Raw genomic sequence first — 11,275 nt, 5'->3', positions numbered from 1 at the left:
CGACCTGCCGGCCGGGACCTTCCTGGGGATCTCCTCGCTGAACGGGGGCAGCCTGTGCGCGGCCGCGGCGGCCACCGGCCGCACCGTGCTGGCCGGCTGCCTGCGCAACGCCGCGGCGGTGCGCGCCGCGGCCCGCCGGATCGCCGCAGACGCGCCGATCGGCGTGGTGCCGGCCGGCGAGCGGTGGAATGCGCCGGAGGAGGGGCTGCGGCCGTCGGTGGAGGACCTGCTCGGCGCCGGGGCGATCGCCAGCCTGCCGGGCCGCTCCCCCGAGTCCGAGTTGGCCGCCGCGGCCTACGCGGGCGCGGCCGGTCGGATCGGCGAGTTGCTGGCCGGCTGCGGCACCGGCCGCGAGCTGGCCGGCCGGGGTGTGCCGGCCGACGTGCCGCTGGCCGCCGAGGTGGACAGCACGGACGTGGTACCGATCCTGGTGAACGGAGTGTTCGAGAAATGGACGGGATGATCGAGGTGGCCGACCGGGTGTTCGCCCGGCGGCACGCCGAGCTGGACCAGACCCTCGGGCTGGTCGTCGGCGCCGAGCGCTGCCTGGTGGTGGACAGCGGCTCCGACGAGGTGCACGGCGCGGACTGGCTCGCGGCCGTCCGCACGGTGACCCCACTGCCCTGGACGCTGCTGGTCACCCACGCGCACTGGGACCACTTCTTCGGCACGGCCGCGTTCGGCCCGGACCCGGTGTGGGCGCACCCGGTCTGCCGGGACGAGATCGCCGGCAACGCCGACGAGCACCGGGGCCGGGGCGTGCGCTACTTCACCGAGGCGGGCAAGCCGGACCTGGCCGAGCGGGTCCGGACCGCCCGGGTGGTGGTGCCGAGCGACCTGGTACCCGGTTCGGTGCAGCTGGACCTGGGCGGGCGCGCGGTGACCCTGCTGCATCCGGGCCGCGGGCACACCGGCGGCGACGTGGTGGCCCACGTGCCGGACGCGGCGGTGCTCTTCGCCGGCGACCTGGTCGAGGAGGGCGCCCCACCGGTGGTCGGACCGGACGCCTACCCGAAGGAGTGGCCGGCGACCATGGACGTGCTCCTCGCGCTGGCCCCCCGGGTGATCGTGCCGGGGCACGGCAACCCGGTGGGCCCGGCGTTCGTCGAGACACAACGCGACGAGCTGGCCGCCGAATACCTCAGCGCTGGATCGCCTTGAGCTCGGTGAACTCCTCCAGCCCGAACTTGCCCAGCTCGCGGCCGTTGCCGGACTGCTTGTAGCCGCCGAACGGAGCCATCGGGTTGAACGCGCCGCCGTTGACGTCGACCTGACCGGTGCGCATCCGCTTGGCGACCTCGACCGCGCGGTCGGTGTCGGCGGCGAACACGGCACCGGCCAGCCCGTAGATCGTGGAGTTGGCGATCCGCACCGCCTCCTCCTCGTCGGCGTACGGCAGGATCGACAGCACCGGGCCGAAGATCTCCTCCTGGGCGATCGTCATGCCGGGGCGCACACCGGCGAACACCGTCGGCGGCACGAAGGCGCCCCGTTCGGGCAGCCCGGTGGCATCCGGCCCGCCGAACGCCACCGTGGCCCCCTCCTCGACGCCCTGCCGCAGGAAGTCGTACACCCGGTCGCGCTGGGCGGCCGAGGACATCGGTCCGATCCTGGTCGACTCGTCGGTCGGGTCGCCGACGGTGTACTTGGCCGCCGCGGCCGCCGCCAGCTCGACGGCCTCGTCGTGCCGGTCGGCCGGCACCAGCATCCGGGTCCACGCGGTGCAGGTCTGGCCGCCGTTGATGTAGGTGTTGGCCACGCCGACCTTGACCGCCTTGCCCAGGTCGGCGTCGTCGAGCACCACGTTGGCCGACTTGCCGCCCAGTTCGAGGGCCACCCGCTTGATCGTCTCGGCGGCCACGGCCGACACCCGCCGGCCGGCCCGGGTCGATCCGGTGAACGACACCATGTCGATCCCCGGGTGGGCCGCGATCGCCTCGCCGACCACCGGGCCGACGCCGTGCACCAGGTTCACCACTCCCGCCGGCACGCCGGCCTCGGCCAGCACCTCCATCAGCAGGTTGGCGTTGAGCGGGGCGACCTCGCTCGGCTTGAGCACCACGGTGCAGCCTGCGGCCAGTGCCGGCACCACCTTGTTCACGATCTGGTGCAGCGGGTAGTTCCACGGCGTGATGCAGCCGACCACGCCGACCGGCTCGCGCAGCACCAGCGAGTTGCCGATCTCCTCGCTGAACGAGTAGCCGCTCTCCAGCAGCCCGGCGAGGCCCGCGGAGGTGGCGACCGGCAAGCTGGCCTGCACCCGGGTGGCGAACGTGATCGGCGAGCCCATCTCGGCGGTGATCGTGGCCGCGATCTCGTCGCGGCGGGCGGCCAGCCCCTCGGAGATCCGGCGCACCACGGCCGCGCGCTCGGCCACCGGGGTGGCCGACCAGGAGCCGAACGCGTCGCTCGCGGCGGTGACGGCGGCGTCCACGTCGGCCGCCGTGCCCGCCGGCACCGAGCCGATGACTTCCTCGGTGGCCGGGTTGACCACCTCGATGCGCTCGGACGACTCGTCGATCACCCGGCCGCCGATGACGTGGCCGGTGCGGGCGGTGGCAGGAGCAGCCATTGGTCCCTCCAAGAATGCGGTTCTGTCCATCGACCCTAGTCGAACGACAGCTCCCCGGTCCGTGTGCGCTTTATCTCGAAGAAGTTCGGGAAGCTCGCCACGGCAACGGTTCCGTCGAACAGCCGCAGCGCGTCCTCGCCCCGCGGGATCGAGGTCAGCACCGGACCGAAGAACGCCACTCCGTTCACGTGAATGGTGGGCGTGCCGACATCCATGCCCACCGGGTCCATGCCCTCGTGGTGGCTGCGCCGCAACGCCTCGTCGTAGTCGGTGCTCCCGGCCGCCTCAGCCAGTTCGGCCGGCAGGCCCACCTCGGCGAGCGACTCCTTGATCACCAGGTCGGTGTCCTCGTAGCCCCGGTTGTGGATCCGGGTGCCCATCGCGGTGTAGAGGTCGCGCAGCACGTCCTCGCCGTTCTTCGCCGCGGCGGCGATGCACACCCGCACCGGACCCCAGGCGCGCTCCATCCCGCGCCGGTAGTCCTCGGGCAGATCCCGGCCCTCGTTGAGCACCGACAGGCTCATCACCCGGAAGCGCAGGTCGATCTCGCGATGCCGCTCCACCTCGAGGATCCACCGGGAGGTGATCCAGGCGAACGGGCAGGCCGGGTCGAAATAGAAGTCGACTTTGGTCGAGCCAGGAGTTGTCATGCCCAGAACAACCCGACTCGGGCGGGTGTTCTTCCCTGTCAGCGAAGACCTAACCTGTCCGACGTGATTGGATGCGGTTATCAGAACCGACCCCCCAACCGAGGTGATCAGTGGCCGCTCCGAACCTGACCCGTGACGAAGCCCAGCAGCGCGCCACGTTGCTCGAGGTGGAGTCCTATGCCATCGAGCTTGATCTCACCGACGGCATCGGGCAGCCCGGGGACGGCACCTTCCGCTCCAGTACCACGGTCCGGTTCCGCAGCCGCCGGCCCGGAGCGGACACCTGGATCGACCTGATCGCCGACTCGGTGCAGTACGCCGAACTCAACGGCGGCGCGGTGGACCTGTCCGGCTACCGCGAGGACGACGGCATCGCCCTGGCGGGCCTGGCCGAGCGCAACGAACTGCGGGTCGAGGCGTCCTGCCGGTACATGAACACCGGGGAGGGCGTGCACCGCTTCGTCGACCCGGTGGACAAGAGCGTCTATCTCTACACCCAGTTCGAGACCGCCGACGCCAAGCGCATGTTCGCCTGCTTCGACCAGCCCGACCTCAAGGCGGTCTACCAGCTCACCGTGCTCGCGCCGAAGGGCTGGCTGGTCATCTCCAACTCCGCCACTCTGTCCACAGAGGACACGACGGACGGCGCGGTGCGGCATGTGTTCGAGACCACCAAGCCGATGTCCACCTATCTCGTGGCGCTGGTGGCCGGCCCGTACGCGCAGTGGCTGGACGAATATCGGGACGACGAGGTCACCATTCCGCTCGGCCTGTACTGCCGCGCCTCGCTCGCCGAGCACATGGATCATGAGCGGTTGTTCACCGAGACCAAGCAGGGTTTCGCCTTCTTCCACCGCAGCTTCGGGGTGCCCTACCCGTTCGGCAAGTACGACCAGTGCTTCGTGCCGGAGTTCAACGCCGGCGCGATGGAGAACGCCGGATGCGTGACCTTCCTGGAGGACTACGTCTTCCGCAGCCGGGTCACCCGCTACGCCTACGAGCGCCGGTGCGAGACCGTGCTGCACGAGATGGCGCACATGTGGTTCGGCGACCTGGTCACCATGCGCTGGTGGGACGACCTGTGGCTGAACGAGTCGTTCGCCACGTTCGCCAGCGTGCTGGCGCAGGCCGAGGCCACCGAGTACGTGCACGCCTGGACCAGCTTCGCCAACATCGAGAAGTCCTGGGCCTACCGGCAGGACCAGCTGCCGTCCACCCACCCGATCGCCGCGGACATCCCGGACCTGCAGGCGGTGGAGGTCAACTTCGACGGCATCACCTATGCCAAGGGCGCCAGCGTGCTCAAGCAGCTCGCCGCCTACGTCGGGACCGAGAACTTCCTGTCCGGGCTGCGGGTGTACTTCCGCAAGCACGCCTGGGGCAACGCCACGCTGGCCGACCTGCTGGCCGCGCTGGAGGAGGCGTCCGGGCGCGACCTGTCCGGGTGGAGCGCGCAGTGGCTGGAGACCACCGGCCTCAACCCGCTGCGCCCGGTGTTCACCGTCGACGGCGAGGGCCGGTTCACCGAGTTCGCCATCGCCCAGGGCGGCGCCAAGCCGGGCGGCGGCGAGGTCCGCACACACCGGGTGGCGATCGGGGTCTACGACGACGAGGACGGCCGGCTGGTGCGCACGCACCGCCAGGAGATCGACGTCGACGGCGAGCTGACCACCGTGCCGGAGCTGGTCGGCCGGTCGCGCGGCAAGCTGCTACTGGTCAACGACGACGACCTCAGCTACTGCACGATGCGGTTGGACCCGGACTCGCTGACCACCCTGATCGACCGGATCGGCGACATCGTCGAGCCGCTGCCGCGCACGCTGTGCTGGTCGGCCGCCTGGGAGATGACCAGGGAGGCCGAGCTCAAGGCGCGGGACTTCGTGCCGCTGGTGTGCCACGGGCTGCCGGCCGAGACCGAGGTCGGCGTGGTGCAGCGGCTGCTCATGCAGGCGCAGATCGCGATCGCCTCCTACGCCGACCCGGACTGGGCGCCGCAGGGCTGGCGCATGTTCACCGACCGGATCCTGGAGCTGGCCCGGGCCGACGAGCCGGGCTCGGACCACCAGTTGGCGTTCGTCAACGCGCTGACGTCCTCGGCGCTGGCCGAGGACCAGCTCACGGTGCTGCGCGGCTGGCTGACCGACACCGACCCGATGCCCGGCCTGGTGGTGGACACCGACCTGCGCTGGCGGCTCACGCAGGCGCTGGTGGCGCACGGCGCGGCCGCCGAGACCGACATCGAGCGGCTGCTCGAGCGGGACTCCACGGCGACCGGCCAGCGGCAGGCCGAGCGGGCCCGGGCGCTGGTGCCGACCGCGGCGGCCAAGGAGGAGGCGTGGCGCCGGGCCGTGCACGACGACGGACTGCCGAACGCGATCAACGAGTCGATCATCTCGGGGTTCTCGCACCCGAGCCAGCGGGAGCTGCTGATCCCGTTCGCCGAGCGCTACTTCGCGGACGTGGCCGCGGTGTGGGAGCGCCGGTCCAGCGAGCGGGCCCAGCCGACCGTGCTGGGGCTGTTCCCGCACTGGGCGGTCAGCCGGGAGACCGTGGCCGCCTCGGACACCTGGCTGGCCGACGAGTCCCACCCGCCGGCCCTGCGCCGGCTGGTCTCCGAGGGCCGCGCCGGCATCGTCCGGGCTCTGGCCGCCCGCGAGTTCGATGGTGGGTGATCGCCGCACCGATCCGGCCCGACCCGCCAGGTGCGAGTCGGGCCGCGACGGCGGTTAGCGCTGGCCGGCCTGGTCGCTGAGCATGCGCAGGGCGCTGACCAGGCCACCGATCAGGTCGCCCTCCTTGAACGAGGCGACCATGCTCATCACCGCGAGGTTGCAGGCGCGGTCTGGCAGGCGGCGGGACGACTCGGCGCCGGTGATGATCTCCACCCGGCGCTGGGCCGGGGACACGGCGATCAGGACCGACTCCGCCGCGGTGGCCGGGTCGGTGGCGTGCAGGGCTTCCGCGCCGGCTCGGGTGTCGGCGCCCAGGTCGCCCAGGTACACGCTGAAGTGCAGCCCGGTGGACCGGGAGGACAGCGTGAGCGCCTCGTCCAGCCGGGACAGCTGCGGCGTGCTGAACGGCAGCGTGGGTGCCTCGGGCCGGCGCGCCCGGGCGACCGAGAGCCGCCCGCTGGCGGTCACCGCGGCCGCGTAGCCGTGCTCCGGGTCCTCTACGACGTTCGCCTCGGCGGTCTGCTGCCGCTCGGCCGACGCCTGCGCGGTGCCGGCGTCGGCGTCGGTGGCGTCCTCGCGCACCAGCTCACCAGCTGCCACGGGCACCTCCCTTGGCCGTGCCCCGCGGCTTGCCGGCCGGGGCGGTCGTGGCGGATCCGACATGGCCGGCACCGGCCGGGTTGGCCGTCCACCACACCGGCGGGTAGTCCCACGCCTGGCCGGGCCGGTACCGAGGGGCTCGGGTGCCCCGGTCCCGCAGGGTCAGCAACGCGATCACGCCGTAGATGGCGGCCGGGATCGCCACGAAGACGAGCAAGGTCTCGACGACAGTCACGGCGGAAACGGTATCGGATGGCGCTTCAGGACCCGTTCACGCCTCGATGTGGGCGTCCGTGCCCCAACCGTGGGCACTTGGGATACGGCGAAAAGGGCAGCGCGGGGGCGCGAACGGGCGCAATCCGGGGTTGGTGACCCGGTTGGTGCCGGACAGCAACTTGCCGGTTACGGCCGAAGGTCATACTTTCACCTGGTCAGCCCTTGTGTCCTGTCGGTAGTGTCCTGGACGCCACCGAGAAGCCCAGAGGAGGTCACTCCATGTGCACCCTTAACTCGGCCACTCAGGTGATTCCGGCCACTCAAGAGGACGAAGATCGCGTCGTGATCCCGTTCGGTACCCGGCTCGACGGCGGGGTCCGCATCACGCGGGCGGAGCGCCTCACCAACGGCGTGCGGATCACGCGCGGTGTCCGGATCACCAGCGGCGTGCGCATCACCAGGGGTGTCCGGATCACCAGCGGCGTACGGATCACCCGGGCCGCGTAGCCGGTCAGGCCGCAGGTTCACCCAGATAGGGCAACCACAGCGGGTCCGCCTCGACCACCCCGGCCAGCAACCGCCAGTGCGGCCCCCGGGGGGCGGTCGGCACCACCCGCAGCCGCCAGCCCAGTTCCGAGAGAAGCTTGTCCGCCTTGCGGTGGTTGCATTTGGCGCACGAGGCCACGCAGTTCTGCCAGGTGTGCTGGCCGCCCCGGCTGCGCGGCACCACGTGGTCGACCGTCTCCGCCCTGGCTCCGCAGTAGCCGCACCGGTACCGGTCCCGATGCATCAGCCCGGCCCTGGTCAGCGGCACCTTGGCCCGGTAGGGCACCCGTACGTAGTTGCTCAGCCTGATCACCGACGGCACCACCAGGCTGGACTTGGCCGAGTGCACCATCGTCCCGGTGGGATCCCCGTGCACCACCTCGGCCTTACCGCACACCACCAGCACGACGGCCCGGCGCATCGGCAGCGCGGTCAGCGGCTCGAACGTGGCGTTGAGCAGCAGCACCCGGCGGCGCCCCCAGGTCGGCAGCCCGATCGGCGTCTCGGCGGTGGTGCTCTCGGGAGCGTGCGCCGCCGGGGGATCCGGCTCCGGACACGACGAGGTCCGCGGCGCGAGCCCACGAGGGGCGCCGATCGGGCTGAGATGTCGGTCGGGCACGCCCACCACCTCCACCGGTGCAGCCAAATTCGACCACAAACCACACCCGGAACGCACGCGCCTTCGATAACGTGTCCTGCTTCACCTCACCAAAGCTCCGGTGAACAGCCCGGACCAGCACTCGTTAGGGTCGGGCGCGATGACCATGACTCTCCCCTTCACCGACCAACCACCGGCCTGCATCACCGACGACGGCAGCTGGTGCCAGCAGGTGTACCGGCTCACCGAGAACGAGTGGCTGGCCGCCTCGGCGGACTGGCTGCTGGCCAGGCCGCTGCGCATCCTGATGATCCTCGCGCTGGCGTTCCTGGTGCGGTTCGTGGCCCGGCGGGTGATCGACCGGATGACCAACGGCACCGGGGAACGGACCCCGGCCCTGCTGCGCCCGCTGCGCGAGCGGGCCCCGCAGGCCCTCGGCGCCCTGGTCTCCGAGCGCCGCGCGCAGCGGGCCAAGACCATCGGGTCGGTGCTCAAGTCGATCGTGTCGTTCCTCGTGTTCGGGCTGGCGTTCATCCTGATCCTGGGCGAGCTCGGCCTCGATCTGGCGCCCATCGTGGCCTCGGCCGGCATCGTCGGCATCGCGCTGGGCTTCGGCGCGCAGAACCTGGTCAAGGACTTCCTGTCGGGCGTCTTCATGGTGCTCGAGGACCAGTACGGCGTCGGCGACGTGGTCGACGTCGGACCGGCGAGCGGCACGATCGAGTCGGTCGGCCTGCGGGTCACGACGCTTCGCGACGTGAACGGCACCGTCTGGTACGTGCGCAACGGCGAGATCCTGCGGGTGGGCAACTCCAGCCAGGGCTTCGCGGTGGCCGTGCTCGACCTGCCGGTCGCGCACGGCACCGACGTGGACAAGGCCGGCGAGATCCTCGCCCGGGTGGGCAAGGAGGCGGCCGCCATCAAGCCGCTGTCCGACGACCTGCTGGAGCCGCCCGAGGTGCTCGGCCTCGAGAAGATCACCAACGAGGGCCTGACCGTCCGGATGACCGTCAAGGTGCGGCCAGGGCGGCAGTGGGCGACCCAGCGGGCGCTGCGCGCACGGATCATGGCCGCGTTCGAGGAGGCGGGCATCGCCCCACCCCTCGGCCGGATCCAGCCGCCCAACGGCCCATGACCGGGGACGGCTGCGCGAGCCCGCCGGCGCTCGGCAAGGATAGGGACGTGGGCACAGAGCAGACCTTCTACGAGGCCGTCGGCGGCGAGGACACCTTCCGCCGGATCGTGGGCCGTTTCTACGAGGAGGTGGCCGAGGACGAGGTGCTGCGGCCGCTGTATCCCGACGAGGACCTCGGGCCGGCCGAGGAGAAGCTGCGGCTGTTCCTGATGCAGTACTGGGGTGGCCCGCACACCTACTCCGAGCAGCGTGGGCACCCTCGCCTGCGGATGCGGCACGCGCCGTTCGTGGTCGGCCCGCTGCAGCGCGACGCCTGGCTGCGCTGCATGCGGGTGGCGGTGGACGAGGCCGGGCTGTCCGAGCCGCACCGCCGCCAGCTCTGGGAGTACCTGGAGATGGCCGCCAACAGCCTGCTGAACAGCTGGACCTAGTCTCATTGCGAAACCATCAGCGCGGATTTCGGGGTCCGCCATGACCGGCGAATGGCAGGATGACCGATCGTGCGTCTAACCCCCGAGCGTCCCGGCGAAACCAGCGAGCGGCCCTGGTGGCACGACGCCGTCTTCTACCAGGTCTACGTGCGCTCGTTCGCCGACTCCGACGGCGACGGCGTCGGTGACCTGGAGGGCATCCGGTCCCGGCTGGGTTACCTGGAGCTGCTCGGCGTCAACGCGCTGTGGTTGACGCCGTTCTACCGCTCCCCCATGGCCGACCACGGCTACGACGTGGCCGACCCGCGGGACGTCGACCCGCTGTTCGGCGACCTCGCCGCGTTCGACCGGCTGGTCACCGAGGCCGACGCGCACGGCATCCGGGTCACCATCGACCTGGTGCCCAACCACACCAGCGACGCGCACCCGTGGTTCCGCGACGCGCTGCTGGCCGGGCCGGGCAGCGGCGAGCGGGCGCGCTACCTGTTCCGGGACGGGGCCGAGGGCGGAATCCTGCCGCCGAACAACTGGGTGAGCGTGTTCGGCGGGCCGGCCTGGACCCGGACCGACGACGGGCAGTGGTACCTGCACCTGTTCGCCCCGGAGCAGCCCGACCTGAACTGGGCGCACCCGGATGTGCGCAGCGACCTGGTCCGGACCCTGCGGTTCTGGCTGGACCGGGGCGTCGCCGGGTTCCGCATCGACGTCGCGCACGGGCTGGCCAAGCCGGAGGGCCTGCCGAACATGGACCCGCAGCTGCTGTCCACGGCGCACGACTCGGGCTTCGTCCGGCCCGCCGACCCGCGCTGGGACCACGACGGGGTGCACGACATCCACCGGATGATCCGCAAGGTGCTCGACGAGTACCCGGAGGCCATGGCGGTGGGCGAGATCTGGGTGGACGGGGACGAGCGGTTCGCCCGGTACGTGCGCCCGGACGAGCTGCACCTCGGGTTCAACTTCCAGCTGGTGAACGCCGAGTTCGACGCCGACGCGATCCGGCAGGCGATCGAGCGCTCGCTGGCGGCGGTGGCCGGCACCGGCGCCCAGCCGACCTGGACGCTGTCCAACCACGACGTGATGCGTCAGGTGAGCAGGTACGGCGACGGCACCGTCGGGCAGCGCCGGGCCCGGGCCATGGCGCTGGTCGAGTTGGGCCTGCCCGGCGTGGTGTACCTGTACAACGGCGAGGAGCTGGGGCTGCCCAACGTGGACCTGCCGGAGTGGGCTCTGCAGGACCCGCAGTGGAAGCGGTCCGGGGGCCGGCTGCCGTCCCGCGACCGGTGCCGGGTGCCGATGCCCTGGGAGGGCACCGAGCCGCCGTTCGGCTTCTCCCCCGACTCGGCGACACCCTGGCTGCCGATGCCTCGGGACTGGACCGGGCTGACGGTGGAGGCCCAGCTCGAGGATCCCGACTCGATGCTGTCGCTGTACCGGCAGGCCATCGAGCTGCGCCGCACGCATCCGGCGTTCAGCGGCGGCGCGGTGCAGTGGTACGGCGCGCCGGCCGGCTGTTTCGCCTACCGCCGCAAGGGCGGCGGGCTGATCTGCGCGCTGAACACGACCGCCGCCCCGGTCCCGCTGCCGGCGGGTGAGGTGCTGCTGTCCAGCGGCCCACTGGTCGACCGCAAGCTACCCCCGGACACCGCCGCCTGGCTGCTCTGACCAGTCCTGGCGGGCGACCACCGCGGCCGCGACGAGCAGCGGCAGGGCGCTGACGACCACCGCCAGCCGCGCGTTCGTGGCCTGGGCAAGCCCGCCGAGCAGCGGGTTGGTCAGCATCAGCGTGACGCTCTGGACCACGCCGAGGACGGACGTCAGGCGGGCCACCTGGGCCCGCGGCGCGCGGGCGATG

13 protein-coding genes are annotated in these 11,275 nt (G+C 71.7%); 7 read left to right on the top strand and 6 right to left on the bottom strand.

All coding sequences use genetic code 11. From position 1 onward, the window contains the following. Together VFO68_RS20610 and VFO68_RS20605 are read left to right on the top strand one after the other, a co-directional pair. On the top strand, positions 1-463 hold a 463-nt coding region (locus tag VFO68_RS20610), incomplete at its 5' end, for a 2-phosphosulfolactate phosphatase (RefSeq protein ID WP_325159973.1). Further along, positions 451-1,161, top strand: a complete 711-nt coding sequence (locus VFO68_RS20605; RefSeq protein WP_325159972.1) for an MBL fold metallo-hydrolase — start codon at positions 451-453, stop codon at positions 1,159-1,161. The genes VFO68_RS20610 and VFO68_RS20605, both read left to right, overlap by 13 nt. On the opposite strand, the gene VFO68_RS20600 is transcribed toward VFO68_RS20605, so the two are convergent. After that, complete coding sequence (locus VFO68_RS20600; RefSeq protein ID WP_325159971.1) at positions 1,142-2,572, bottom strand: aldehyde dehydrogenase family protein; 1,431 nt, start codon at positions 2,570-2,572, stop codon at positions 1,142-1,144. The genes VFO68_RS20605 and VFO68_RS20600 overlap by 20 nt on opposite strands. Before the next feature lie 35 nt (positions 2,573-2,607). Beyond that, positions 2,608-3,222, bottom strand: a complete 615-nt coding sequence (locus VFO68_RS20595) for a DsbA family protein (protein ID WP_325159970.1) — start codon at positions 3,220-3,222, stop codon at positions 2,608-2,610. 110 nt (positions 3,223-3,332) lie between these two features. Between VFO68_RS20595 and pepN the strand changes: the two genes are divergently transcribed. After that, on the top strand, positions 3,333-5,894 hold the full coding sequence (gene pepN / locus VFO68_RS20590; RefSeq protein ID WP_325159969.1) for an aminopeptidase N: 2,562 nt from the start codon (positions 3,333-3,335) through the stop codon (positions 5,892-5,894). 54 nt (positions 5,895-5,948) lie between these two features. On the opposite strand, the gene VFO68_RS20585 is transcribed toward pepN, so the two are convergent. Beyond that, a complete protein-coding gene (locus VFO68_RS20585; protein WP_325159968.1) occupies positions 5,949-6,494 on the bottom strand; it encodes a DUF5130 family protein in 546 nt (181 codons plus the stop codon). Then, complete coding sequence (locus VFO68_RS20580; RefSeq protein WP_325159967.1) at positions 6,481-6,729, bottom strand: hypothetical protein; 249 nt, start codon at positions 6,727-6,729, stop codon at positions 6,481-6,483. The genes VFO68_RS20585 and VFO68_RS20580 overlap by 14 nt, the downstream gene beginning before the upstream one ends. Before the next feature lie 323 nt (positions 6,730-7,052). Here VFO68_RS20580 and VFO68_RS20575 point away from each other — a divergent pair, with 323 nt between their 5' ends. Then, a complete protein-coding gene (locus VFO68_RS20575) occupies positions 7,053-7,217 on the top strand; it encodes a hypothetical protein (protein WP_325159966.1) in 165 nt (54 codons plus the stop codon). A gap of 4 nt (positions 7,218-7,221) precedes the next feature. Here the strand turns inward: VFO68_RS20575 and VFO68_RS20570 are convergent, their stop codons facing one another. Further along, the gene (locus VFO68_RS20570; protein WP_325159965.1) at positions 7,222-7,875 is read right to left on the bottom strand and encodes an HNH endonuclease; all 654 of its coding nucleotides are present in this window, start codon (positions 7,873-7,875) and stop codon (positions 7,222-7,224) included. 139 nt (positions 7,876-8,014) lie between these two features. Between VFO68_RS20570 and VFO68_RS20565 the strand changes: the two genes are divergently transcribed. From VFO68_RS20565 to VFO68_RS20555, 3 genes are all read left to right on the top strand, one after another. Then, positions 8,015-8,989 (top strand): mechanosensitive ion channel family protein, encoded by a 975-nt coding sequence (locus VFO68_RS20565; RefSeq protein WP_414635539.1) that lies wholly within the window; start codon positions 8,015-8,017, stop codon positions 8,987-8,989. A 47-nt stretch (positions 8,990-9,036) separates the two neighbouring features. Continuing rightward, complete coding sequence (locus VFO68_RS20560) at positions 9,037-9,420, top strand: globin (protein ID WP_325159964.1); 384 nt, start codon at positions 9,037-9,039, stop codon at positions 9,418-9,420. Positions 9,421-9,489: 69 nt separating this feature from the next. Continuing rightward, positions 9,490-11,085 (top strand): glycoside hydrolase family 13 protein, encoded by a 1,596-nt coding sequence (locus VFO68_RS20555; RefSeq protein ID WP_325159963.1) that lies wholly within the window; start codon positions 9,490-9,492, stop codon positions 11,083-11,085. Here the strand turns inward: VFO68_RS20555 and VFO68_RS20550 are convergent. Beyond that, a partial coding sequence (locus VFO68_RS20550) for a hypothetical protein (RefSeq protein ID WP_325159962.1) occupies positions 11,053-11,275 on the bottom strand: 223 nt, incomplete at its 5' end. The two genes, VFO68_RS20555 and VFO68_RS20550, sit on opposite strands and share 33 nt — an antisense overlap.

The sequence above is a fragment of the Actinophytocola sp. genome, assembly GCF_035712165.1.
Lineage (GTDB): Bacteria > Actinomycetota > Actinomycetes > Mycobacteriales > Pseudonocardiaceae > DASYTH01.
This window is presented reverse-complemented; position numbering and strand designations above follow the sequence as displayed.